General features: G+C 70.6%; 22 protein-coding genes. 10 read left to right on the top strand and 12 right to left on the bottom strand.

The genetic code is table 11. From position 1 onward, the window contains the following. Nucleotides 1–66: 66 nt before the first annotated feature. The 4 genes from G4X40_RS12870 to G4X40_RS12885 all read right to left on the bottom strand — a co-directional run bounded on the left by G4X40_RS12870 (nt 67) and on the right by G4X40_RS12885 (nt 5,914). Nucleotides 67–2,517: a [protein-PII] uridylyltransferase gene (locus tag G4X40_RS12870; RefSeq protein WP_277832949.1), complete on the bottom strand. Its 2,451-nt coding sequence runs from the start codon at nt 2,515–2,517 to the stop codon at nt 67–69. Between the two features lie 39 nt (nt 2,518–2,556). Beyond that, nucleotides 2,557–3,939 carry an ammonium transporter gene (locus G4X40_RS12875; protein WP_277833102.1) on the bottom strand — a complete coding sequence of 461 codons (1,383 nt, stop codon included), beginning with the start codon at nt 3,937–3,939 and terminating at the stop codon, nt 2,557–2,559. Nucleotides 3,940–4,178: 239 nt separating this feature from the next. Then, nucleotides 4,179–4,517, bottom strand: a complete 339-nt coding sequence (locus G4X40_RS12880) for a P-II family nitrogen regulator (protein WP_277832950.1) — start codon at nt 4,515–4,517, stop codon at nt 4,179–4,181. Further along, nucleotides 4,514–5,914 carry an ammonium transporter gene (locus G4X40_RS12885; protein ID WP_277833103.1) on the bottom strand — a complete coding sequence of 467 codons (1,401 nt, stop codon included), beginning with the start codon at nt 5,912–5,914 and terminating at the stop codon, nt 4,514–4,516. The genes G4X40_RS12880 and G4X40_RS12885 overlap by 4 nt, the downstream gene beginning before the upstream one ends. A 219-nt stretch (nt 5,915–6,133) precedes the next feature. On the opposite strand from G4X40_RS12885, the gene G4X40_RS12890 reads away from it, so the two are divergent. Beyond that, on the top strand, nt 6,134–6,985 hold the full coding sequence (locus tag G4X40_RS12890) for an alpha/beta fold hydrolase (RefSeq protein WP_277832951.1): 852 nt from the start codon (nt 6,134–6,136) through the stop codon (nt 6,983–6,985). 34 nt (nt 6,986–7,019) lie between these two features. On the opposite strand, the gene G4X40_RS12895 is transcribed toward G4X40_RS12890, so the two are convergent. Then, on the bottom strand, nt 7,020–8,015 hold the full coding sequence (locus G4X40_RS12895; protein WP_277832953.1) for a helix-turn-helix transcriptional regulator: 996 nt from the start codon (nt 8,013–8,015) through the stop codon (nt 7,020–7,022). Nucleotides 8,016–8,079: 64 nt separating this feature from the next. Between G4X40_RS12895 and G4X40_RS12900 the strand changes: the two genes are divergently transcribed. After that, entirely contained in the window at nt 8,080–8,535 is a 456-nt protein-coding gene (locus G4X40_RS12900) for a VOC family protein (RefSeq protein WP_277832955.1), read from the top strand. Between the two features lie 16 nt (nt 8,536–8,551). Here the strand turns inward: G4X40_RS12900 and G4X40_RS12905 are convergent, their stop codons facing one another. The 3 genes from G4X40_RS12905 to G4X40_RS12915 form a co-directional block, all read right to left on the bottom strand. After that, complete coding sequence (locus tag G4X40_RS12905) at nt 8,552–9,154, bottom strand: transglutaminase-like domain-containing protein (protein ID WP_277832957.1); 603 nt, start codon at nt 9,152–9,154, stop codon at nt 8,552–8,554. Nucleotides 9,155–9,629: 475 nt separating this feature from the next. Beyond that, entirely contained in the window at nt 9,630–10,880 is a 1,251-nt protein-coding gene (locus G4X40_RS12910; RefSeq protein ID WP_408642192.1) for an NAD(P)/FAD-dependent oxidoreductase, read from the bottom strand. A gap of 91 nt (nt 10,881–10,971) precedes the next feature. Then, on the bottom strand, nt 10,972–12,435 hold the full coding sequence (locus G4X40_RS12915; RefSeq protein WP_277832958.1) for an amino acid permease: 1,464 nt from the start codon (nt 12,433–12,435) through the stop codon (nt 10,972–10,974). Nucleotides 12,436–12,622: 187 nt separating this feature from the next. Here G4X40_RS12915 and G4X40_RS12920 point away from each other — a divergent pair, with 187 nt between their 5' ends. From G4X40_RS12920 to G4X40_RS12950, 7 genes are all read left to right on the top strand, one after another. Next, nucleotides 12,623–13,216 (top strand): TetR/AcrR family transcriptional regulator, encoded by a 594-nt coding sequence (locus tag G4X40_RS12920; RefSeq protein WP_277832961.1) that lies wholly within the window; start codon nt 12,623–12,625, stop codon nt 13,214–13,216. Nucleotides 13,217–13,364: 148 nt separating this feature from the next. Beyond that, nucleotides 13,365–14,588 (top strand): glutamate dehydrogenase, encoded by a 1,224-nt coding sequence (locus G4X40_RS12925; RefSeq protein WP_277832963.1) that lies wholly within the window; start codon nt 13,365–13,367, stop codon nt 14,586–14,588. 91 nt (nt 14,589–14,679) lie between these two features. Then, nucleotides 14,680–16,281 (top strand): thiamine pyrophosphate-binding protein, encoded by a 1,602-nt coding sequence (locus tag G4X40_RS12930; protein WP_277832965.1) that lies wholly within the window; start codon nt 14,680–14,682, stop codon nt 16,279–16,281. Nucleotides 16,282–16,339: 58 nt separating this feature from the next. Next, entirely contained in the window at nt 16,340–18,415 is a 2,076-nt protein-coding gene (locus G4X40_RS12935; protein WP_277832966.1) for an acetate--CoA ligase family protein, read from the top strand. 40 nt (nt 18,416–18,455) lie between these two features. Then, nucleotides 18,456–19,259 carry an SDR family oxidoreductase gene (locus G4X40_RS12940; protein ID WP_277832968.1) on the top strand — a complete coding sequence of 268 codons (804 nt, stop codon included), beginning with the start codon at nt 18,456–18,458 and terminating at the stop codon, nt 19,257–19,259. Nucleotides 19,260–19,290: 31 nt separating this feature from the next. Continuing rightward, entirely contained in the window at nt 19,291–20,769 is a 1,479-nt protein-coding gene (locus G4X40_RS12945) for an aldehyde dehydrogenase family protein (RefSeq protein WP_277832969.1), read from the top strand. A gap of 71 nt (nt 20,770–20,840) precedes the next feature. Then, a complete protein-coding gene (locus G4X40_RS12950) occupies nt 20,841–21,998 on the top strand; it encodes an acyl-CoA dehydrogenase family protein (protein ID WP_277832971.1) in 1,158 nt (385 codons plus the stop codon). 52 nt (nt 21,999–22,050) lie between these two features. Here G4X40_RS12950 and G4X40_RS12955 read toward each other — a convergent pair whose 3' ends face one another. After that, a complete protein-coding gene (locus tag G4X40_RS12955) occupies nt 22,051–22,296 on the bottom strand; it encodes a hypothetical protein (RefSeq protein WP_277832973.1) in 246 nt (81 codons plus the stop codon). Nucleotides 22,297–22,424: 128 nt separating this feature from the next. Between G4X40_RS12955 and G4X40_RS12960 the strand changes: the two genes are divergently transcribed. Beyond that, nucleotides 22,425–22,880, top strand: coding sequence for a hypothetical protein (locus G4X40_RS12960; protein WP_277832975.1), 456 nt, complete (start codon nt 22,425–22,427; stop codon nt 22,878–22,880). 33 nt (nt 22,881–22,913) lie between these two features. Here the strand turns inward: G4X40_RS12960 and G4X40_RS12965 are convergent, their stop codons facing one another. Genes G4X40_RS12965 through G4X40_RS12975 form a run of 3 tightly spaced genes read right to left on the bottom strand, consistent with a single transcriptional unit; the run spans nt 22,914 to nt 25,401 of the window. Further along, on the bottom strand, nt 22,914–23,189 hold the full coding sequence (locus tag G4X40_RS12965) for a FeoC-like transcriptional regulator (protein ID WP_277832976.1): 276 nt from the start codon (nt 23,187–23,189) through the stop codon (nt 22,914–22,916). Further along, nucleotides 23,189–25,153: a ferrous iron transport protein B gene (feoB, locus tag G4X40_RS12970; RefSeq protein ID WP_277832978.1), complete on the bottom strand. Its 1,965-nt coding sequence runs from the start codon at nt 25,151–25,153 to the stop codon at nt 23,189–23,191. The genes G4X40_RS12965 and feoB overlap by 1 nt, the downstream gene beginning before the upstream one ends. Continuing rightward, nucleotides 25,150–25,401, bottom strand: coding sequence for a FeoA family protein (locus G4X40_RS12975; RefSeq protein WP_277832979.1), 252 nt, complete (start codon nt 25,399–25,401; stop codon nt 25,150–25,152). Before G4X40_RS12975 ends, feoB begins: the two co-directional genes overlap by 4 nt. Between the last annotated feature and the right edge of the window lie 60 nt (nt 25,402–25,461).

Below are 25,461 nucleotides of genomic sequence, written 5' to 3' on the forward strand. Positions count from 1 at the left end.
GGCTCCGCCGGCCCGCGCGCGTCGCGGCCGAATCCAGCCTAACCGCAGGACGGACCGGCACCCCGGTCAGGCGGACGCGCCGCCGTCGCCCGGCGGTGCCGACACCGTCAGGATCGCCCGCTCGACGTCGGCACGCGTGGCCGGGTCCGCGGGACGGCCGAGCTCGAGACAGAACGCGTCGACCACCGACGAGCCGAGCGTGGACACCTTCGCCCACCGCACGTCCGCACCGCAGGACTCGAGCGCGCCCGCGATCCGCGAGAGCAGCCCCCACGCGTCGAGCGCACGCACCTCGACGATCACCTCGTCCGGCGCGCCGGTCTCGAACCACAGCACCCGCGCCCGGGCGGTGCGGGCGGCGAGGCTACCGCCGCCCCCGACCCGGGGCTGGTCGCGTTCCTTGCGCGCCAGCTCGGTGGGCAGGTCGAGACTGCCCGACAGTGCGCGGATCAGGTCCTGGCGCAGCAGCCCCCGGTCCGGTGGGGATCCGAACCGCGGCGAGACGACGAACTCGTTGATCACCGCGCCGCCGTGGCTGCGCAGCGAGGCCGAGTGCACCTGCAGCGCGTGCAGTGCGAGCACCCCGGCCGCCTTCGACAGCAGGCCCGGCTGGTCGGGGGCGATCACCGTCACCACCCGGCTGTGCACGCCGTCGCCGGCGCCGAGCGTCACGTGCACCCCGCCGCTCGAGGCCAGTTCCAGATGCTGCGGGTCGACGGGGTCGGGGTGCGGCAGATCCTCGCCGCGCAGCACCAGACGACAGCGGCGCACCAGTTCGCCGATCAGCGCCGACTTCCACTCACCCCACACGCCCGGGCCGGTGGCCAGCGAGTCCGCCTCGGCCAGCGCCTGCAACAGTTCGAGCAGCTGCGCATCTGCACCGATCGCGTCGACGACGCCCTGCACTACCGCGGGGTTGTCGAGGTTGCGGCGCGTCGCCGTCACCGGCAGCAGCAGGTGGTGGCGCACCACACCGCCGAGCAGGGTCACGTCCGCCGGCCACAGTCCGATCCGGGTGCCGATCGCGGCGGCCAGCTCCGCGCCGATGACGCTGTGGTCCACACCGCGGCCCTTGCCGATGTCGTGCAGCAGCGCGCCGAGCAGCAGCAGGTCCGGCCGGGCCACCCGGGTGGTCAGCGTCGCGGCGTGGGCGACGGTCTCGACCAGATGCCGATCGACGGTCCAGGTGTGCACCGCGTCGCGCGGCGGCAAGTCGCGGACCACGCCCCATTCGGGAAAGAGCCTGCCCCACAAGCCGGTACGGTCCAGCGCCTCGATCGCCGCGACCGCACCGCGTCCCGCGCCGAGCAGCACCAGCAGGTCGTCGAGCGCCTCGCGCGGCCACGGGCCGCGCAGCTCGGGGGCGCTGTCCGCGAGGCGGCTCAGCGTGGACGCCGACATCGGCAGACCGGTCTGCGCGGCGGCCGCGGCGACCCGCAGGATCAGTCCCGGGTCGCGGTCCGGCCGCGCGTCCCGGGCCAGCACGACCTCCCCCGCGTGCTCGACGACCCCTTCGTCGAGCGGCCTGCGGACCGGCAGGGTGCGCAACCGGCCCAGTCCCGAGCGCGGCAGCGAGTTCGACGCGGTGCGCAGGCCCACGTCGACCGCATAGGCGACGGTGCGGCCGCAGTCGCTGAGCAGGCGCGCCAGTTCGAACCGGTCGCCGATCCGCAGTGCGGCCGCGATCTCGTCCGCGTCCTGCGCGAGCACCTGCTCGCGGGCCCGCCCCGCCACCCGGTGCAGTTCGGTGCGCACGTCCAGCAGCCGGGTGTGGGCCAGTTCGAGTCCGGCGCCGGGCGAATCCGGCCGCATGTCGGGCACCGCGTCGGTGACGTGGGCGATGGCCAGCGCGTGCAGCAGCTGAACGTCGCGCAGCCCGCCCCGGCCGTGCTTGAGGTCCGGTTCGGCGCGGTTGGCGAGCTCACCGGCGCGGTCCCAGCGCCCCTTCGCCTGCTCTACCAGCCCGTCGAAGCGGGACCGGATGCCCTCGCGCCACTGGCGCCGCACCCCGCGGACCAGCCGGGCGCCGAGCTCCTCGTTGCCGGCGATGTGCCGGGCGTCGAGCAGGCCGAGCGCCGCGGTCAGGTCCCCGGCGGCCACCTCGAGCGCCTGGTCCACCGTGCGCACCGAATGGTCGAGCTTGATGTGTGCGTCCCACAGCGGATACCAGAGCCCGTCGGCGACCTCCGCCAGCGCGGGGCCGGCCACCCGGTCGTGCACGAGGATCAGGTCCAGGTCGGAGTACGGCATCATCTCACGCCGACCCAGACCGCCGACCGCGACGATCGCGAACGCACTGCCGGCGGTGACACCGACCTCGGAGGCCTTCGCGGTCAGCCAGAACTCGAACAGGTCGGTCAGCGCCTCGCGCAGCGCGGGCGCGTCGAGCCGACGGCCCTCGCCGGTGTCGGCGACCAGACGGTCGCGCGCCCGCACGAGGTCCCCCGCACTGCCCGGCGACGACCGTCTGCGACCGGACGACCGGCCGGTGGAACCGGGGACCTGCTCAGGGCACATGGACACTCCGTTCAGGCAGACAGGGGTTCAGGGGACGGTTCAGGAAACATGGACACTGCGGCCGTCGGGCTCGTCGCCGCGGCTCATGCTCAGCGACCGGCTGGTCACCGACCCGCCGCCGAGCCCGCCGAAGTCGTAGGCGCTCTCGGCGTGCTGCATCTCGTCGAGGCCGACGACCTCGTGCTCGCGGCTCGCGCGCAGCCCCATGGTGAACTTGATCGCGTAGGCGATGATCGCGGTGACCACCAGCGAGTACAGCAGCACCGCACCCGCCCCGACGGCCTGGCGCCAGAGCTGGTCGAAGCCGCCGCCGTAGAACAGCCCGGCCACCCCGGCGGGGCTCTCCGGCGCGGCGACCAGCCCGATCAGCAGCGTGCCGACGATGCCGCCGACCAGGTGCACGCCGACCACGTCGAGCGAGTCGTCGTAGCCGAAGCGGTACTTGAGGCTGATCGCCAGCGCGCAGATCGCACCTGCGGCCACACCGATCACGGTGGCGCCGAGGACGTTGACCGCCGAGCAGGACGGGGTGATGGCGACCAGGCCGGCGACCGCGCCGGACGCGGCACCGAGGCTGGTCGCGTGGCCGTCGCGGAAGCGTTCGACGATCAGCCAGGCGATCATCGCTGCACAGGCGGCGACGGTGGTGGTGACCATCGTGGTGCCGGCGGCGCCGTCGGCGCGAAACGCGGACCCGGCGTTGAAGCCGTACCAGCCGAACCACAGCAGGCCCGCGCCGATCATCACCAACGGCATGTTGTGCGGGCGCATCGATTCTCGGCGCCAGCCGCGCCGCTTGCCCAGCACCAGCGCCAGCACCAGCGCCGCGATACCCGAGTTGATCTCGACCGCGGTGCCGCCGGCGAAGTCGATCGTGTGCAGCTTGTTCGCGATCCACCCGCCGCTGACCGCGTTGAGGCCGTCGATCGAGAACACCCAGTGCGCGACCGGGAAGTACACCAGCGTGGCCCACAGGCCGGCGAAGACCATCCACGGACCGAACCGCATCCGGTCGGCGACCGCACCCGAGACCAGCGCGACCGTGATGACCGCGAACATCATCTCGAAGATCACGAACACGGTCGCCGGCACGGTGCCGACGAGCGGGACCTGGGCGGCGGCGCCGACGGCCACCCCGGCCGGTCCGGAGCCGTTGGGGCTCATCAGCCCGTGCAGGCCGAAGAACTGGAACGGGTCACCGATGAGGTTGGCCTTGTCCTCACCGAAGACCATCGAGTAGCCGAACAGCACCCACAGCAGCCCGACAACACCGAGCGCGCCGAAGCTCATCATGATCATGTTGAGCACGGACTTGGCGCGGACCATGCCGCCGTAGAAGAACGCCAGTCCCGGCGTCATCAGCAACACCATCGCGGCGCTGACCAGCAGCCAGGCCGTGTCGCCCGCATTGGGCACGCCCATGGTCGGAAAATGCTGCACGGGGATCCTCCTGCCGGGCCCGGTGACCGCGCCGATCATGGACCCTTGTCGTTGACAAGAAGATTTCTCGCCTCGTGTTTCACACAGTGCGCGGACCCATTGCGGGCAGGTGAACGAGACGGGCACCTGTGTTACCGCGAGGTTTCCGGGGCCTCACCGCGGGGGCGACGCGGCCCCGGAAACCTCGCCGGCGCTGCTGCGAGGGAAACGAGAGGGAGGGCTCAGACCGCGTCGACGCCGCGTTCGCCGGTGCGCACCCGCACCACCGACTCGACCGGGGTCACCCACACCTTGCCGTCGCCGATCTTGCCCGTGCGGGCGGCCTGCACGACCACCTCGACGACCTTGTCGACGGCCGCGTCGTCGACCACCACCTCCACCCGCACCTTGGGTACGAAGTCGACCGAGTACTCGGCGCCGCGGTAGACCTCGGTGTGGCCCTTCTGCCGTCCGTAGCCCTGCACCTCGCTCACGGTCATGCCGAGCACCCCGGCCTCCTCGAGGCCCACCTTGACGTCCTCGAGGGTGAAGGGTTTGACGATTGCCGTGATCAGCTTCATAGCGTGCCTTCCTTGCTCGACGCGCTGTCGACCAGCACGTCCGCGTTGTGCGTCAACCCCACTTTGCTCGAACCCAGCGCCTTCGTCAGCACCGACCCGCCGATTCCGGCGAAGTCGTACGCGCTCTCGGCGTGCTGCGTCTCGTCGAGACCGACCACCTCGTGCTCGGTGGTGGCGCGCAGTCCGATGAGGAGTTTGACGACATACGCGATGATCGCCGTGCCGACCAGTGAGTAGACCAGGACCGCGCCGGCGCCGACCGCCTGCCGCCACAACTGGTCGAATCCGCCGCCGTAGAACAGCCCGTCGACGCCGGCCGGTGCGGTCTTGGTGGCGACCAGCCCGACCATCAGCGTGCCGGCGATGCCGCCGACCAGGTGAACGCCGACCACGTCGAGGGCGTCGTCGAGGCCGAAGCGGTACTTCAGGCCCACCGCCAGCGCGCAGAGCACGCCGGCGACCACGCCGATCGCCAGTGCACCGACGACGTCGACCGAGGAGCAGGACGGGGTGATCGCGACCAGGCCGGCCACGATGCCCGACGCCGCGCCGAGGCTGGTGGCGTGCCCGTCACGGATCCGCTCGGTGGCCAGCCACGCGAGCATCGCCGCGCAGGTCGCCGCCGCGGTGGTGATGAACGTGGAACCGGCCGAGCCGTTCGCGGTGAGCGCCGAACCGGCGTTGAACCCGAACCAGCCGAACCACAGCAGTCCCGCGCCGAGCATCACCAGGGTCAGATTGTGCGGGCGCATCGGCTCGCGCTTCCAGCCGCGGCGCCGGCCGAGGATGACCGCCAGCACCAGTCCGGCGGCACCGGCGTTGATGTGCACCGCGGTCCCGCCGGCGAAGTCGATCGCCTTGAGTTGGTTGGCGATCCAGCCGCCGTGCGCGGCGGACGCGCCGTCGAACGCGAACACCCAGTGCGCGACCGGGAAGTAGATCAGCGTCGCCCACAGCGCGCTGAACAGCATCCACGGCCCGAAGCGCATGCGGTCGGCGATGGCGCCGGAGATCAGCGCGACGGTGATGATGGCGAACATCATCTGGAACGCCACGAACACCGTCGCCGGGATGGTGCCCACCAGCGGGATGTTCACGGCCGCGGTGGCTCCGGCCGCGGCCGAACCGTTCCCGCCGATCAGGCCCTTGAGCCCGAAGAACTGCAGCGGGTCGCCGATCACGCCGCCCTTGTCCTCGCCGAAGGCCATCGAGTAGCCGAACAGAACCCAGAGCACACCGACGACGCCCATCGCGCCGATGCTCATCATGATCATGTTCAGGACGCTCTTGGACCGGACCATGCCGCCGTAGAAAAAGGCCAGACCTGGGGTCATCAGCAGCACCAGCGCCGCGCTCACCAGCATCCAGGCCGTGTCACCGGTGTCCGGCACACCCATCGTGGGGAATGACACGTCGGTTCCTCCTCCTGTGGTCTTGGTCAACTCGTGTGACCGAAGGGAAGTCTGCGGATCCGGTGTTTCACCGAGCGGCGCGCTGCGTTTCCACCGGGTGAACGTGGCGGCTACGGATGTTGCGGCCGGGTTTCCGGGTGCTCACCGCGGCCGTGCGCGATGGTCCGGCACACCGCGAATTGGAACGTGTTCTACTGTTGCGCCATGGACGTGACCTACGAGGGAACCAAGAGAGAAATCGCCACAGACAAGGGCGTACTGCGGTACCACGAGGCGGGCGACGGACCGCCGCTGCTGCTGCTGCACGGCTCCGGGATCGGCGTGAGCGGATGGCGGAACTTCCGGGGCAACCTGGGCGTGTTCGCCGAGCATTTCCACTGCTATGTCCTCGAGTTCCCCGGATTCGGCATCAGCGACCCGGTCGAGGGCCACCCGGTGATGACGGCGGGCTCCGCGGTCACCCGGTTCATGGACGCGCTCGGCATCGAGTCGGCGCCGATGATCGGCAACTCGATGGGCGGTGTGGTCGGCGCCAACCTGGCCATGCGCCACCCGGAGCGGGTGAGCAAGCTCATCACCATCGGCGGTGTCGGACCGAACATCTTCAGCCAGAACCCCAGCGAGGGCACCCGGCTGCTGCAGGCGTTCGCCGACGACCCCGGCCGCGACAAGCTGGTCCGCTGGCTCGAGTCGATGGTCTACGACCGCGCCACACTCACCGACGAGCTGATCGACCAGCGCTGGGAGATGGCCAAGGATCCGGCCTCGCACAAGACGCTGGCCGCAATGTACGGCTCGAAGGCGTTCGAGGCCGGCCAGAAGGCGATGGCCAAGTCCGGCATGCCGCCGTACTGGGCGATGATGGGCAACATCAAGTGCCCGACGATGCTCGCCTGGGGCCGCGACGACCGCCAGTGCCCGCCGGACATGGCGATGATCCCGATGCGCCTGATCCCGAACGCGGAGCTGCACATCTTCCCCAACTGCGGCCACTGGGTGATGATCGAGGCCAAGGAGGCCTTCGAGCGGATCGCGCTCGAGTTCCTGCAGCGCTGACCCGCCCCGGTGTAGGTGGCCGAGTGGCGACCGGTCAGGCGCCGAGTTCCCGCCGCTGCTGCGGCGGGGGCCCGGCCGCCTCGGCCAGGGCGCCCGCCAGCGCCCGCACCAGCGACCGCAACTCCTCCGGACGTTCGATGACCAGCGGCAGGCCCACGGCGGCGAGCGCCCGGGGCACCCAGTCCAGGCGCTCGGCCTGCATCGCGACGCGGACCCAGCCCGGATGCTCGGCGAGGTCGTCGACGACCGCGATCCCCGCCGGGAAGCGCGAGCGCACGAGATCGGGCGCGCCCTGTATCCGCACCGAGACCTGATGCCGGTGCGGCGCCCGCGCGATGCCCGAGAGCACCGTCTGTGCAGGGTCGAAGCCGTCCGGCACATCGAAGTCGCCGTCGAGCATCTCCGAACCGGAGATGCGGTCGAGGCGGAACGTGCGGATCGAACCGCTGGCCGAGTCCGCTCCGGTGACGTACCAGCGCCCCGAATGCGCGACTATCCCATACGGGTGGACGACGCGTTCGGTGGTGCGCCCCTGCACGTCCGTGTAACCGATCGCCACCGGCCGCCGCTCGCGGGCGGCCTCGGCCAGCCGCAGCAGCACCTCCGATTCCAGAGCCGGTACCGGCCGCGGCGGCGCGGTGAAGGTGATCGATCGCAACAGCGTGTCGAGCCGGGCACCGAGGCGCTCGGGCAGCACCCGGCGCAGCTTCGCCTCGGCACTCTCGGCCGCGACCGCGGAGGTCGCGACCAGCCCGGCCCGTCGACCGGCGACCAACCCGAGCAGCACGGCCAGTGCCTCGTCGTCGCCGAGCATCAGCGGGGGCATCCGATGCCCCGGGGCCAGCCGGTAGCCGCCGTACCGGCCGCGCAGCGAGTCGATCGGGATGTCCAGGTCGATCAGGTGCGCGACATAGCGACGCACCGTCCGTTCGTCGACGCCGAGGCGCGCCGCCAGGTTGCCGACGGTGCGGGTGCCCCCGGCCTGCAGGATCTCGAGCAGCGCCAGCACCCGGGCGGTCGGTCGCGTCACAGCCCTTGATTCTGCCGCATATTCCGGGCGGATCCTGTCCGGTATTGCTCCTAGCGTGGCGGACATGACCACAGAAGCACGCACCTCCGAACCCACCCTCGGCCTCGTCTCGGTCCGGCTGATCACCGACGACGTCGCCCGGCTCGTCGAGTTCTACGGCCACGTCCTCGACGTGCCCGGCAGCTGGCTCACACCGGACTTCGCCGAACTGCGCACCTCGGCGGGCACCCTGGCGATCGGCAGCACCCGCACGGTCGAGCTGTTCGCCCCGGGCTCGGCGCGGCCGGCGGACAATCACACCGCGATCGTGGAGTTCCTCGTGTCGGACGTCGACGCCGAGTACGAGCGCATCGCGCAACACGCCGAGGGATCCGACAGGGCCCACCCGATCGACTTCGTGACCACGCCCACCACGATGCCGTGGGGCAACCGGTCGCTGCTGCTGCGCGACCCGGACGGCACTCTCGTGAACCTGTTCACGCCGGTGGCGCCCGAGGCCCGGGAGACCTACCGGCGCTGATCGGGACTGTCTGGGGTTACGACAGCGCGGTCGGCAGGCCCGAGTCGTACAGCGCCAGTACGTCGGTCGCGCCGCGCAGGGTGTCGACGACGCAACGTGCGGGCGCCGCGAAGAGCATCGGGTAGTCGACCTCGCCGAGCATCTCGTCGACCGGGAAGGCGAGCCGCTCGGCGCCGAGCGAGAACTGCGCGTCGATGTCGCCCGTGTTGCCGCGCGGATCCTGACGATGCCACGCCCCGTCGAGATGGACCGCCACCAGTCCGTGCAGGACGTGCCCGTCGCCGTGCGCCAGTCGCTGGTAGCACAGCGCGGTGGGGATGGCCTCGGCCCGCAGCAGCGCGGCCAGCAGGTGCGCCTTGGCGTAACACAGGCCCACCCGCTGGTCGAGCACCTCGCCGGCGGTCAGCGTCACGCGCGGGTCGCGCGGGTCGTAGGAGTGCGCGACCTCATCGCGCACCCACTCGAACGCGGCCTGCGCGTAGGCGACATCGGTGTCCGCGCGCCCGCGCAGCCGGCCCGCCAGTGCCCGGACTGCCGGGTGGCCGGTCTCGATGATCCCGTCCGCACCCAGGTGATCTGCGGGGTCGGCCGTCTCGAACGGGGAAGGGATAGGGCTCACACGGGCACACTAGGACACCACCGAGATCAGCACCATCGAATAAGCGAGGGCCCGGCCACACAGTGTGTGACCGGGCCCTCGCCTTCCACGGGTGAGCCGTCTAGTTACCGCCCAGCTTCTGCGCCGATCCCGTGAAGAAATCCAGCGCGCCGAACAGATCGGAAACGGCGCTGGCGAAGTCGGAAATCTCGGATGACCCCATCTTTTACTGCACTCCTCATGATTGTTGCGATACCGCCCTTTTCGGGTGCGGCACCGACATTAATTGACGACCACCGAAACCGCAATACACATTTCACACATTTCACGAACGTTCGAAATTGATCTACGCCACGACCGGGCAGCCATTACACACGACCATTTCCTGGAGGACATGCCACATTCACCCAGATCGTCTGAAATGACGAAACATCCCGGCAGTGAAATACAACGAACAGGATTCGCTCATGCGGACTCGATGGTCACGACAGAACTTTTACCGCAATGGATCAAATGGCATCAGCCTATTCGGCACCGTGTCTGTACAGATCGACTCGGCCAACAACCGCCCGGTCGCCGGCCCCAGGGTCATCCCCTCCATGCCGTGCCCGCCTGCCACGAACACCCGGGGCGAGGTGGTCCGCCCGATCAGCGGCAATCCGTCCGCAGTACAGGGCCGTGACCCCACCCACTCGTCCCGCCTGTCGTCGAGGTTCACGCCCTGCAGCAACGGCCGCACGGACTCGACGATCGCCGCGATCCGTCGCGTGTCCAGCGGGGCGTCGTCCGGGCGGAACTCCATCATCCCGGCGATCCGCATCCGGTCGACCAAGGGCGTGCACACCACCGACGCTGCGGGAAAGTACACCGGACCCGGCGGCATCGGCTCGGCCGCGACCGTAAAGCTGTAACCGCGGCCGGCCCGGACCCTCGCCCGCACGCCGAACTCCCCCGCCAGCGCATTCAGCGACGCGCCGCCGGCAAGGACGACGCCGTCGAATTCCTCGGCGAGATCGCCTGCGGTGACCTCGGTGCGCCCGGCTCGGTCGCGCACCGAGGTGACCTCCCGTCCGGCGCGGAGGACTCCCCCGCGATCGATGACCCGCTCGGCCAACGCCGTCACGAAGGCGGCCGGGTCCAGCCGGCGTTGCCCGCCCAAGCGCAGCGCCGCGCGAATCCTGGTCGAGAGCAGCGGCACCATCGCCCGCGCCTCCGCCACAGCAAGGCGCTCGACAAGGACCTGCTGACCGACCTCTCCGAGTCGACGCGCCTCTGTCAGGAACGCCTCGGCCTCGGATGGATCGACGCACCCGATGACGAACGGGTCGGCCTCACGCGGCGCGTGGTCCACGCCGTCGGCGGCCAGCAGGTCGTAGGCATCGAGGGCCTGGCCGTTGAGGTGCACCAGGCTCCGCATCGAGGCCCGCCACCGGCGCCGCGTGCTGTTGCGCGCCAACCGGGCAAGAAAGGCGACGAGGTCCGGACCGGGCGGGTAGGGAACATACAGCGGCGACGTCGGCCGGAAGAAACGGCGGATGCCGTGGGAGAAGATCGCCGGCTCCGGTAGGGGCGTGCTCAGCGAGGGCGTGATCCAACCTGCGTTTCCCCGCGACGCGCCCCCTGCGGGTCCGGTCCGATCGAAGACCGTCACCTCGACGCCTCGCTCCTGCAGGAACCAGGCCGTCGACAACCCGACGATCCCGGCACCGACCACGCCCATCGCGCGGGGGTTCGAATTCACCCTCACTGTCCCTTCTCGGAGAACACCGACCCGCGGAGGGAATCAACTGAAACCACCGCCGCCGCCGGCGTCGATTTGCCGGGCCGACTTTCCCGGCTCACGCCCGCTGCGGCTGGACCGGCTGCCGCCCTTTGACCGCAAAACGATGAATTGCATAGCAGACCGGCACGATTCCCAGTCCCAGGATCAACGAGAGACGTTGCGTCGGGTCGAACCCCATGGCGACGAACACCGCGATGTTCATCACGATGACGAGCACGGGTGTGACGGGAAACCACGGCGCCGCATAAGGAAGATCCGACACACGCCCCCCGTCCCGGACGTACTGCCGCCGGAAACGGAACTGGGACCAGGCGATGGCCATCCAGCTGAGCGCGCCGCCGATTCCGCTCACGGAAATCAGGAAAACGAACAGGGTGTCTGCCGCGACGATGCTGGACAGCAGCGAAAAGAGTCCGAAAACGAGCGTCACGACCAAGGCGATGAACGGGATCCCCCGCTTCGTGGTGCGACCGAATGCCCGCGGCGCTGCGTGTTCTTTCGACAGTGACCAGAGGATGCGGGTGCACATGTAGAGCCCGGTGTTCCCGACGGACAACACCGCGATGAGCACGACGAAGTTCATCAGACTCGCCGAGTACGGGATGCCGATGCTGTTGAAAACCGTCACGAACGGGCTCTCGTTCAGGCCCACCTTCTGCCACGGGATCAGTGCCACGAGGATGACGATCGCGCCGAGGTACAGGAACACCAAACGGAACACGATCGTCTTGACCGCCCTCGGGACGGCCTTGCTCGGGTTCCGGGTCTCGCCGGCGGCCACCCCCATGACCTCGGATCCCATGAAGGTGTAGACGACCGTCATCATCGCCGCGAAAACCGCACCGATGCTCGTGGGGAAGAATCCACCGTGCTCCGTGAAGTTCGACAGGAACGGCGGCGCCTGGTCCCGCATCCCGATCACACCGAACATGGCCAGAGCGCCCAGCACGATGAACATCGCCACCGCCAGGACCTTGATCCCGGCGAGCAGATACTCCGTCTCCGCGAAGGAACGCGCGGTGAAGCAGTTGATGAGGAAGAGAACGACGATGAAGAAGGCCGACCACACCCACGTGGGCGTGTTCGGGAACCAGTACCTCATGATGATGCCGGCCGAGAGGAACTCCAATCCGATGAAGCTGGCCCAGCTCAGCCAGTAGATCCAGCCGATCGTGAACCCCGTGCCCGGCCCGATGAACTTCGTGGCGTGGGCCTGGAACGAACCCGACACCGGCATGACGACCGACAGCTCCCCGAGGCAGACCATCGTGAGGTAGAGCAACACGCCACCGACGATGTACGCGACGATGGTGCCTCCGGGTCCGGCCTGACCGATGACCTGGCCGGTCCCCAGGAACAGTCCGGTTCCGATGACGCCGGCGAGGGTGATCATGAACAGGTGCCGGCTGCTCATCACACGCTTGAGCGCCTTTCCGTCCTGGGGTTCAGCGATTCGCCCCTCTTCGGGCGTCTCGGACGGCGAGTCCTCCACGGGCTCGGTTGTCGATGTATGGGTCACAGTGGGCGCTCCTCGAAGTTCGGTGGCCTCGGCACGAGACGCCGTTCTCGGCGCGCCGTCCTGCACTCAGGAAACTGACTAGCCACTCAGTCAGGTTCCACCACTGTGCGGTCTACGTCACATTATTGTCAAGCTTCCGGCCACATCACAGTCTGGCGCCGACGGGCACGCCAGTACGATCACAGCCGTGCCACGAGTGAAGAAGGACGCCGCCGACCGGCGCGAGGACATCCTCAACGCCACCCTCGAGACGATCGAGGAGAAGGGCATCGACCAGCTGCGGGGAGCCGATCTCGCCAAACGGCTCGGCGTGAGCGCGGGGTTGATCTTCTACCACTTCGACAACCTCGAGAACCTCGTCATCTCCGCGATCCGGTTTGCCGCCGACCAGGACATGAACCACCTTCGGACCACCCTCGAGGGTGCAGACGGGGACACCACGACACGCGTACGCGCGGTGCTGCACGAATACGGACCGACAGGTGCCGCATTCGGCTGGCGGCTCTGGATCGAGTCATGGTCCGCAAGCCTTCGGAACCCCGAGTTGCGCAAGGTGATCCGCACGCTCGACGCCGGCTGGCGCGATGTCCTCACCGATCTGATCGACGCGGGCACGCGCTCCGGGGAGTTCACCTGCCCCGACCCGTCCGCCGCGGCGTGGCGCCTGACCTCATTGCTCGACGGGCTGACGGTCCAGCAGGTCGTGTTCGACGAGGCCGTCACCGCGGACCAGGTGGCGGACTGGATGGACCTGGCAATGTCCCGCGAACTGGGCATCTGAGCGCTCCACCCGCTGCCGGCCGAACCGGCGCCCGGGACCGCGCGCGGCACATCCCTTGACCGCTCTTGTGACGCCTGTCATACTGACTGAGCACTCAGTAAGCATGAGAGTTCGCACCGACCCTCCCGGCAAGACAACAGGAGCCCCCATGTCCATGACCCTCCCGAACGCCGTCGGCGCCACCGACGGACAGCGCGACGACCAGGCCTTCTTCGAGGCCGTCTGGCGTGACCCCGAGAGCAGCGCCACCGGCTACGTCGTCATCGACCGCCTGGTACGCGGGGTCTCCTCGGGCGGGCTGCGCATGCGCGCCGGCTGCACGCTCGACGAGGTGCGCGGCCTGGCCCGCGGCATGACGCTCAAGGAGTCGATCCACTTCGAGCCCGGCGCCCGCTACGTGCCGCTCGGCGGCGCCAAGGGCGGCATCGACTTCGACCCGTACAGCCCCGAGGCCGACGGCGTGCTCCGCCGCTTCCTCGCGGCCATGGCGCCGCTGATCGAGCAGCGCTGGACCATGGGCGAGGACTTCGGCGTGCAGCAGAGCACCATCGACGAGATGCTGCCCGGCCTGGGCCTGACCAGCTCCATCCAGGCCGCCGACCAAGTGGTCGACGACCCGGCCGCCGCGCAGCTGCGCATGAAGACGGCCTTCGCCAGCGTCGTCGACGGGATCCGGCTCGACGAGCTCGTCGGCGGCTACGGCGTGGCCCAGGCCGCGCTGGCCGCCATGAAGCGTCGCGGCATCGCGGCCCGCGGCGCGAGCGCGGTCGTCCAGGGCTTCGGTTCGATGGGCGGCGCCACGGCCCGCTACCTGGCCGAGGCCGGCGTACGCATCGTCGGCATCGTCGATGTCGAGGGCCTGGTGCACAACCCCCTCGGCCTCGACGTCGAAGAGCTGCTGCACACCCGCAGTGCCAAGGGCAACGTCGACCGCACGGCGCTGCGGTCCGACGACCGGCAGCTGGCCGCCGACGAGTGGCTCGACCTCGAGGCCGACGTGCTGGTGCCCGCCGCCATCTCGTACTGCATCACCGCCGAGAACCAGTCGCGCATCCGCGCCCAGATCATCGCCGAGGCCGCCAACATGCCGGTCACTCCCGAGGCCGAGGCACTGCTCACCGCCCGCGGCGTGGAGGTCTCCCCCGATTTCGTCGCCAACTCGGCCACCAATGCGTGGTGGTGGTGGGTGTTCTTCGGCGACGTCGACGGCACCCCCGAGCAGTCGTTCAGGAAGATCGCCGACCGCATGCAGACGCTCAGCCACGAGATGTTCGACCTGGCCGACGCAGAGCAGGTCAGCCTGCGCGAGGCCGCCTTCGTGCTCGCCTCGCAGCGCCTCGACGTGATCACCGCCGAGTTCCCCATCTACTGATCCCCCACCCGGACCTCTGCCGACACCTCGGCAGCACCCAGCACCACCCCAGCCCGCCGCCTCCGGCCGCGGCGCTGAGAAAGCGATGTGAATGATGTCCCGCCCGCTCGTCAACGGTGGCCAGGCGATCGTCGACGCCCTCGTCGCGCACGGCGTCGACACCGTCTTCGGCATCCCCGGCACACACAACCTGGCGGTGTACTCGGCGCTCAAGTCCTCGCCGATCCGACATGTCTCTCCCCGCCACGAGCAGGGCGCCGGCTACGCCGCCGACGGGTACGCGCGGCTCGGTGGCCGCCCGGGCGTCGTGGTCACCACCACGGGCCCGGCGATCCTCAACGCGGCGACCGCCGCGGCGCAGGCGTACTCGGACTCCATCCCCGTGCTGTTCATCGCCCCGGGCATGCCGCTGACCCACCCCGGCGGGCACAACGGACTGCTGCACGAGGTGCGCAGTCAGTTCGACGCGATGAGCGCCGTGGTCGGCTACGCCCAGCGCGTGACCAGTGTCGAGGAGATCCCACACGCCGTCGCCCAGTGCTTCGCCGCGATGACCGCCGGGCGGCCGCGTCCGGCATACCTCGAGGTGCCGCTCGACCTGCTCGAGCACGAAGCCGAGGCCGATACCGTGATCGTCGAATCCCCGGTGGCGCAGGCGACCGCGGTGCCCGCCGAGGCGCAGTTGGGTGCGGCGGCCGAACTGCTGCGCGGCGCACGACGGCCCTTGATCGTCGCCGGTGGCGGCTGCAGCGGCGCGGCGGGCGAGCTGCGTGCGTTCGCCGAGACACTGGGCGCTCCCGTCGTCACCTCCGCCAACGGCAAGGGCGTGCTGGACGAGGCGCACCCGCTCTCGCTCGGCGCAGGTGTACAGCACCGCGTCTTGCTCGAGATCGCCACCGAGGCCGACGTGGTGGTGGCCGTGGGCACCGAACTCGCGCCCGCGGACTGGTGGTGGGGACCGCTGCCGCGGACGCCCCTGATCCGCATCGACATCGACCCGACGTCGATCGCCACCAATGCCCGCCCCACCGTGGGCGTGGTCGGGGACGCCGGTGCGGCGCTGGCCGAGCTGACCAAGCGCCTCCCGGCCGTGCCCGGAACGTCACCCGCCGAGGTCGACACCTGGCGTACCCGGCTGCAGGCCGACGCCCGCGAGATCGGCGCCGCCTATCTGGGACTCTGCTCGTCGCTCGAGGCGGCGCTGGGCGACGACGCCGTCATCGCCGCCGACAGCTCCATGTCCTGCTACTACGGACTCCTCGGCTCCCTGCCGCTGCACCGGCCACGTTCCTTCCTGTATCCGGCGGGACTCGGAACGCTCGGTTACGGCCTCCCCGCCGCGATCGGCGCCAAGCTCGCCGAGCCGCAGCGTGAGGTGGTCGCGGTGCTCGGCGACGGTGGGGTCATGTTCACGATCGCCGAGCTCGCCTCGGCCGCCGAGGCGGGCCTGGCGCTGCCGGTGGTGATCGTCGACAACGGTGGCTACGGCGAGATCCGCAACGAGATGGCCGACCGCGACGGCCACGTGCACGCAGTGGACCTGCCGGCCCCCGACTTCCCGGCGCTCGCGCGCGCACTCGGCTGCCACGGCGTGGCCGTCGCCTCGGACGACGAGGTCGGCCCCGCGGTGCGCGCGGCCTTCGCCGCCGACCGCCCGACGCTCGTCCACGTGCGCGAGCAGTCCGCCGACTGATCGCACGACACGCCGCCACGCAGCACCACACCCACTCTCTGCCCAAAGGACCCCTGCCATGCTCGACACCACCCTGCCCGCCCCTGCGGCCGTCACACCGGACCAGCGTGATCGCCACGCGCTGAGCATGTTCCGCGATCCCGCTTCGGTGGCCGTCGTCGGGGCCAGCGACGACCCCGCGAAGTGGGGGTACTGGCTCGCGCGGGGCGCCCTGCTGGGCCGGGACAGGCGTGAGGTGTTCCTGGTCAACCGCGGTGGCGGCACCGTGCTGGGCGCACCGGCGTATCGCACTCTGTCCGAGCTGCCCACCGCCCCGGAACTGGTCGCATTGTGTGTGCCGCCGGCCTCGGTCGGTGGGGTCGTCGACGAGGCTCTGGCCCTCGGCGGGCGCGGATTCCTCGGGATCACCGCCGGTGTGCCCGACGAGGACGCCATCGCCGGCCGGATCCGCGCGGCCGGTGCCCGGTTGGTCGGTATGAACAGTCTCGGCATCGTCGACGCCGGGACCGACCTGCAACTCGCGTGGGGCGGCTTCGCCTCCGGCGACATCGCGATCGTCTCGCAGAGCGGTCAGCTCGGCTCGGAGATCGCGGGGCTGGCGGCGCGGGCCGGGATGGGGATCTCGCGGTTCGTCTCGATCGGGAACCAGACCGACGTCAGCGCCGTGGAACTGCTCGACGACCTCGTCGGCGACGAGCACACCCGGGTGGTCGCGCTCTATCTGGAGAGCTTCGCCGGCGGCGCCGACCTGATCGGCACCCTGGCCCGCCTGCGGGAGGCCGGCAAGCACACGCTGCTGCTCACGGTCGGCGCGTCCGACGCGAGCACTCGGCTCGCCCACTCGCATACCGGTTCGATGACCTCTGCCGTCGACATCGTCGACGCCGCGGTCCGCGCCGCGGGGGCCGTCCGGGTGCACACGCCCGGCGAGGTCGTGGAGGTCGCACGGCTGCTCGCCTGGTCCGAACCGCCCGCCGGGCCGCGCATCGGGATCATCGGCGACAGCGGCGGCCAGACCGGGATCGCCGCCGACGTGGCCGCCGCTGCGAACCTCGACGTCGCCGAGTTCTCGTCGCCGCTGTCGACCCGGCTCGCGGCGCTGCTGCCCGCCGGTGCGGCGTGCTCGAACCCCGTCGACCTCGCGGGTGCGGGCGAGCAGGACCTGACCAGCTACCTCTCGGTGGTCCAGGACCTGCTCGATTCGGAGGAGACCGACTCGGTCCTGCTCACCGGGTATTTCGGCAGCTACTCGGTGGACAATCCCGCGCACGCGGCGCAGGAGGTCGACCTGGTCGCCCGGATGACGGCCGCGGCGCGGCGGGTCCGCAAGCCCTTCGTCGTCCACTCGATGGTCGTGCACGGCCCCGCGGTCGACGCGATGCGTGAGCACGGGCTCCCCGTGTACCCGCACATCGAGACCGCGATCCGGGCGGTGTCCGCGGCGACGTCGCTGGCGACCACCCCCCGGTCGCCGCACGTCACCGCGACCTCCGGCCCCGCACTCGAGGGCACTGGATACGTTGCGGCACAAGAGTTCCTGAGCGGAACTGGACTACGGTTCCCCGCGGGCCGGGTGGTCCGATGCGAGCACGACCTCGCGGCGGTCGCCGAGCTGACCGCCCCGTACGTACTCAAGGCCTCGTGGCTCGAGCACAAGAGCGAGGCCGGCGGGGTCCGAGTCGGGATCGCCGACGCCGAGGCACTGCGCACCGAGTTCACCGCCATGCGCGCGCGGCTCGGCGACGGGGACTACGTGGTCGAGGAGATGGACCGGCGCCCGGACGTCGTCGAGGTGATCCTCGGCGTTCGCCGCGACCCGGACTTCGGCCCGGTGGTGCTCGTCGGCGCGGGCGGCACCGAAGCGGAACTCCATCGGGACGTCGCCATCGAGATGGCACCGGTGGACCGGCACACCGCGCACGCCATGCTGCGCCGGCTCACCAGCCATCCACTGCTGCTCGGCTGGCGCGGCCGCCCCGCCGTCGACATCGAAGCGCTCGTCGACCTCGTCGTCGCGGTGTCAGAGCACGCCGCCGCGGCGCCGGACGTCGCCGAGGTCGAGATCAACCCGCTGCGAGTCGGGCCCGACGGCGCGCTCGCCGTCGACGCGCTCGTCGTCCCCGCGCAGGCCTGACCGCCGCACACACCCACTGCAACCCCCGAGGAGACCCACCATGACTGCCCCCGACATCCGCAACGAGTTCGCCGACCGCGTCGCCGTCGTCACCGGCGGCGGCTCCGGCATCGGCCGGTCCATCGCGGTCCGCTACGCCGCGGCCGGCGGCACGGTCGCCGTCGTCGGCCGGCGGGAGGAACCGCTCGCCGAGACCGTCGCCCTCGTCGAGTCCGCAGGCGGCAAGGGCCTGGCGCTGACCTGCGACGTCCGGGACGCCGCTGCCGTCGAGACCGTTGTCGACGGGGTCGTCGACCGCTTCGGGCGCCTCGACGTCATGGTCAACAATGCCGCCGGCAATTTCGTCGTCCCCGGCGAGAAGCTCTCGGCGAACGGCTGGAAGGCCGTCATCGACATCGTCCTGAACGGCTCGTTCCACGGCACCCGCGTCGCCGGCAAGCACATGCTCGAGGCCGGCCGCGGCGCCATCCTCAACACCATCGCCACCTACGCCTGGCACGGCCATCCCGGCACCGTCCACAGCGCGGCCGCGAAGGCAGGCGTCGTCGCGATGACCCGGACCCTCGCCGTCGAGTGGGCGGCGCGCGGTGTGCGGCTGAACTGCATCGCGCCCGGCCCCACCGAGACCGAAGGTGCCGGCGCGGCGCTGTGGCCGAACCAGCAGGCCCGTGACCGGGTGCTCGCCAGTGTCCCGGCCGCGCGGTTCACCACGCCCGACGAGGTCGCCGAGTCCGCGGCCTTCCTGCTCTCCGACCGCGCCGCCTACGTCACCGGCGAGGTGCTCGTCGTCGACGGCGGGCAGTGGCTCGGCAAGGCGATCTACACCGACCCGGACAGCAAGTGACCGACCAGCGAGAAAGGACCGAGGAGTGAGCGTGACTGCGCCCCATGAACAGCTGACGACGCGCGACGAGGAGGCCATCGACGTGAACACACCGTCGACGTGGTGGCGGTCCACCGCGCTCATCGGCGGCCGGTGGCGCGAGTGCCCGCAGACCTGCGACGTCGAGAATCCCGCGACCGGCGAGGTCGTCGGCCGGGCCGCGGTCGCGACGGCCGCGGACGCCGACGACGCGGTCGTGGCGGCGCAGGCCGCCGGGCAGGTCTGGGCGGCGAGCACCGCGGCGCAGCGCGCGGCGGCGCTGGGCCAGCTGGCCGAGCGCCTGCGCGGCCGCCGCGACGAACTGGTCGCGGCCACGGTCGCGGAGGTCGGCGCCCCCGTGACGGTGGCCGAACAGTCGCACGTCGACCTGGCCATCGAGATCATCGACTCGTTCGCGCGGATCGCGGCGGAGACACCGCTGCGTGAGCAGGTGGGCAACTCGATCCTGGTGCGCCGCCCCGCCGGCGTCGTCGCCGCCATCACGCCGTGGAACTACCCGGTCTACCAGCTGGCCGCCAAGGTCGGCGCCGCGCTGGCCGCCGGCTGCACCGTTGTGGTCAAGCCGGCGGAACTGACCCCGCTCGGCACCTACCTGTTCTGCGACGCGGTCCTGGACACGGACCTGCCCGCGGGTGCGGTCAACCTGGTGCCCGGCCGAGGTTCGGTCATCGGGCCCGCCCTGATCGAGCACCCCGGCGTCGCGGTGGTGTCGTTCACCGGGTCGACGACGGTCGGCCGGCAGGTCGGCGCGCAGGCGGGACGACTGGTCAAGCGCGCCTGCCTGGAACTGGGCGGCAAGTCCGCCTCGGTGGTCCTGGGTGACGCCGACCTGGACGCGGCGGTCCGTGGCACGGTCGCCGCGGCGATGCTCAACACGGGCCAGACCTGCAGCGCCTGGACGCGGCTGCTGGTCCCCCGCGCCCGCTACGAGGAGGCGGTCGCGCTGGCCGCCGAGTGCGCCGACGCCCTGGTCGTCGGGGATCCGACGTCCCGCGGCACCGACCTCGGCCCGCTTGCCTCGAAGGCCCAGCTGATCGCGGTGCGCACGATGGTCGACGACGCCGTCGCCCGCGGCGCCCGGGTCGCGGCCGGCGGAACCGCACCCGTCAAGGGCCTGGCCGGCGGCCATTTCCACCGGCCGACCGTGCTCGCCGACGTCGATCGGGGCGACCCGATCACCCGGGACGAGGTCTTCGGACCGGTGCTGGTGGTCGAGTCGCACGACGGCGACGACGACGCCGTCGCGCTCGCCAACGCCACCGAGTACGGCCTGGCCGGCGCAGTGTGGTCGGCAGACGAGGAGCGTGCGGTCGACGTCGCGCTGCGGATGGACACCGGACAGGTGGACGTCAACGGCGCACCGTTCAATCCTCTCGCCCCCTTCGGCGGCTGGAAGGCGTCCGGGCTGGGACGCGAGTTGGGCCGCATCGGATTCGACGAGTGCGTCGAGTGGACGGCGGTGCAGATATGAGTCTGTGAACCGCACCCGAACCATGCCCCTCCCCACCAACCTCCCCACCTGTCCGAGAAAGGACCCCACCCATGAACGCCTTCGAGTTCGAGCCCTGGACCCTGACCACCGAGCAGCGCGAGATCATCAAACTGTGCCGCGACTTCGCAGAGAAGGAGATCCGCCCGCGCGGGCGTGAGGTCGACGAGGCCGATGTCGTCACCCCCGTCGACATCTTCGCCAAGGCCGCCCAGGTCGGCATCACCGACTTCATGATCCCCGAGGAGTTCGGCGGCGGCGGTTTCACCGACGTGTTCACCCAGTGTCTGGTGCAGGAGGAACTGTGCTGGGGCGACCCCGGTATCGGAAACTTCGTGTGCTCCAACGGTTTCTTCTCCGACCCGATCATGGCACTGGGCACCGACGAGCAGAAGGAGAAGTGGCTGCGGCCGCTGACCGGGACCTCGCCGCTGATCACCTCGCTCGCCACCACCGAACCCGGCTCAGGGTCGGACGCCGCATCCATCGTCACCTACGCGGAGAAGGTCGAGGGCGGCTACCGGATCAACGGCCAGAAGGCGTGGATCTCCAATGCCGGCGCCGCCGATCAGTACGTGGTCTTCGCCAAGACCGACCGGAGTGAGCGTTCCAAGGGCGTCACGGCGTTCCTGCTCACCAAGGACACGGAGGGCTTCAGCTGGGGCGAGCCGATGCGCAAGATGGGCCAGCGCGCCATCGTCTGCCGGGAACTGTTCTTCGACAACGTCTTCGTGCCCGAGGACAACCGGCTCGGCGAGGAGGGCCAGGGGTTCATCGGCCTGATGAAGACCTTCGACATCTCGCGGACGGTCCTCGGCGCGGCCGCACTGGGCGCGGCGCGGGCGGCGTACGAGTACGCGCTCGACTATGCCCGTACCCGAACCCAGTTCGGCAAGCCGATCATCGAGCACCAGGCGGTCGCGTTCCGTTTGGCGGACATGGCCAACCGCATCGCCTCGGCCCGACTGCTGGTGCTGCACGCGGCCCGGGCGATCGACGCCGGCCACGACGCGACCGGTCTGGCCGCGATGGCGAAGCTGACCGCCTCGGAGGCGGCCATGTTCGTCACCCACGCCGCAGTGCAGACCCTCGGCGGCTGGGGATACTCGCGCGAATACCCGGTCGAGCAGTGGATGCGCGATGTCAAGCTCGAGGAGATCGAGGAGGGCACCTCCGACATCATGAGGTTGGTGATCTCCCGCGCCTTGTGATCCCTGCCCCGGGTGCCCCGCGGATGCGTGCCGTCTGTGGGGCACCCGCGGCTCATGCCCCCAGGCTGCCGGCGACCTCGTCGAGCATCGCGGCCTGGCGGCGCATGTCCGCCTCGGTCGGCGGATTCGAGTCGAGCCGCGCGACGAGGTCGTCCCGTGAGACCAGCACCAGCGGCGACGGGTCCCTCGCGAGGTCCGCCTCCGAGAACACCTGCACGCGGCCCTCTTCGAGCACCATGGTCGCGCCGCGTTCGCTGCTGTCGAGCAGCATCTGTACGTCCGATCCGGTGACGGTCACGGCAGCCTCCTGCGACGAGCGGTCGGGCGCCGCGCCGGGCGAGCGCCCGCGGTCTTCTCGATCGTAACGTCGCGCGCGGCGCCGCGCTCCCGCGAATCCCGCGAGCCCCTACGACTACCGTGGACGGCATGTACAAGATCATGCTGGCACTCCACTTGGTGTTCGCCATCTTCGCCATCGGCCCGTTGATTCACGCGACCACGACGGCCGCCCGCGGCCTGCGCACGGCGGACGCCGGGGCGATCGTCGCCTCGTCGAAGTCCACCCGCATCTATTCGTATGCGTCGTTCCTCGCGGTCATCTTCGGCTTCGGCCTGATGTCGTCGCCGGCCCCGTGGGGCAGCGGCGACGAGAAGGTCGCGAGCTTCAGCGAGCCGTGGCTGTGGATCTCGCTGATCCTCTGGTTCGTGGCGATCCTGTTGGCGCTAATGGTGATCGTGCCGACGCTCGACGACGCCGCGGAGAACGTCAAGGCCGGCACGTCGGTGTCCGCGCTGACCGGCAAGGTGGCCGCGGCCGGCGGGGTCATCGCGCTGCTGTTCCTGGCTGTCGTCTTCCTGATGGTGTACACGCCGGGCAGCTGACCGCCCGACCCGCCCGGCTCGGTCCGGTCCTGCTCAGCCCCGCACGGACAGCTGTACCAGGACCGGGCCGGCGGGTCCACCGGCGCCGCAACCGGGTCTGCCGTGGTCGTCACCGGACGGGCACGACGAGCATCCGCCGGTCGTGCAGCCGGTCGACAGCGACCGCGCCTCGAGCCGGCCCATCCGGACCAGGTGCTCGATGGCCGCGTCCACGGCGTCGGCCCGCAGTCCGGTCGACGCGACGATCTGCGCGCGCGACCGGGCGCCGTCGCCGATGGCGCCGAGCACGGTGCGCAGCGGCGAGCTCATCAGAGCAGCCGTCCGATCTGGAAGACCGCCAGCGCCAGCGTCCACGCGACGGTGAGTTGCATGACGACGCCGAACGCCGTCCACTTGCGCCCGATCTCCCGGATCTGCGCGGCCACGGTCGCCACACACGGCGTGTAGGCGAGCAGGAACACCAGGAAGGCCAGCACCGCCGCGGTCACGGCGCCGCCCGAGGAGATCGCGAACGCCGCGCTGATGTGGTCGTGCAGTTGCGCGGGCGACTGCCCGGCGGTCGGGTCGCCGGCCGCGTAGGTCTGCGCCCATGAGCTGATCACCGCCTCCTTGGCCACGAACCCGACGATCAGCGCGCCGACCGTGTGCCAGTCGCCGAATCCGAGCGGGGCGAAGACCGGCGTGATCACCCGCGCCACCCCGGCGAACAGGCTGTCGTCGGGATCGACGTGACCGAACGACGCGCCGCCGGAGATCGGGATGGCCTGCAGCAGCCACACCACGGTCACCGTGACGACGATGATCCCGCCCGCGGTGCGCAGGAACCCGCGCACCCGCATCCAGGTCACCGACGCGGTCAGCCGCAGGGTGGGCCGCTGGTAGGCGGGCAGGTCCAGCATCAGCGACTCGTCGCCGAACGTGCGCCACAGCGTGCTCTTCATCGCCAGCCCGACCAGGATGACGATCACGATCGAGGTGACGTACATGCCGAACACCACGGTGCCGGCGTGCGCCGGGAAGAACGTCGCGGCGATCATCACGTACACGGTCAACCGCGCGCTGCACGAGGTGAACGGCACCAGCAGCACGGTCATGATGCGCTGCCGCGCCCCGGGCAGGATCCGGGTCGCGCTGATCGCAGGGACGTTGCAGCCGAACCCGACCACCAACGGCAGGAACGCCTTGCCTGGCAGGCCGATCGCCCGCATGGCACGGTCGGTGACCACGGCGGCGCGCGCCATGTAGCCGGAGTCCTCGAGCAGCGCCAGCAGCACGAACATGATGATCATCAACGGCACGAACGTCAGCAGCATGCCGACGCCGGCGATCAGCCCGTTGACCACGAACAATTGCACCCAGCTGTCGGCGAGACCGATGTGGTCGAACACCCAGTTCGCCCCGTCCGTGACCGGGCCCGAGAACAGCGAACCGAGTCCGTCCTGGATCGGCGCGGCAACCGTGGTGGTCAGTTCGAAGACCAGCCACATCACGGCCAGGAAGATCAGTGGTCCGACGATCGGCGCGGTCACCCAGCGGTCGACCCGGTCGGTGACGGTGGCGCGCACATCGGTCTCGATCGTCGCGGCCCTCTCGACGGCCGCGTCGATCCACGCGAACCGCTCGTCGGCGACCGCCAGATCGTCGTCGGCTTCCTCCGCAGAAATCTTGATCTTGCGCGGCCGCGGCAGGCAGCAGGAGGCGAGTTCGGCGGCGACCACCGACCCGATCTCGCCGGACCCGCCGCGGCGGCGCGGGTCGAGTGCCACCACCGGCACGCCCAGTCGCTTTGCGAGCACTTCGGCGTCGACGGTGATGCCGCGCCGTTTGGCGACGTCGAGCATGGTGAGCACCACCACGACCCGCTGCGCCGCCTCCCGTAACTGCGCAACCAGATAGAGGCTGCGGGTCAGGTGCGACGCGTCGGCGACCACGACGGTCACCTCCGGGCGGTCCTCGACCGGCCCCTCCAGCAGCAGGTCACGGGTCAGCTGCTCGTCCGGCGACTGCGCATCGAGGCTGTAGGCGCCGGGCAGGTCCAGCAGCTCGACGGCGTTGCCCGCGGCCTTCCACCCGGCCCGACCCACCTCGACGGTGGTGCCCGGCCAATTGCCGACCGTGCGGCGGCCGCCGGTGAGCGCGTTGAACAGTGTCGACTTGCCCGAGTTCGGGGCGCCGACCAGCGCCACGACCGGCGCTCCCGCCTCCGCGGCCGGCCCGTCGGCCCCGGCATGGCAGGACGGCTTGACCGCCGGCGCCGGTTCGACCGCGGTCACGCGACACCCTCGACCGTCAACCGGCCGGCGGTCCGGCGGTCCAGCACGATCCGGTTGGCGCCGAAGCCGACCAAGCGTCCGCCGCCCGCGGTGTGGGACAGCACGGTCACCACCGCGCCCGGACGCAGCCCGAACTCGGCGAGCCGCAGCCGTTCGGTGCCGTCCACCTCGACGGCCCCGAGCCGAACGGGTACTCCGACCTGGGCGGCGGCCAAGCCGGTCCCGCCCCGGCGACGCGGCAGATTCATCAGCGGAGCCTAACAAAGGATTGCATAGGCATACCTGATGAATTCCGCCGCGCGGGAGGC

Origin of the sequence: Speluncibacter jeojiensis (genome assembly GCF_029589495.1) — a bacterium.
Taxonomy (GTDB): domain Bacteria; phylum Actinomycetota; class Actinomycetes; order Mycobacteriales; family Mycobacteriaceae; genus Speluncibacter; species Speluncibacter jeojiensis.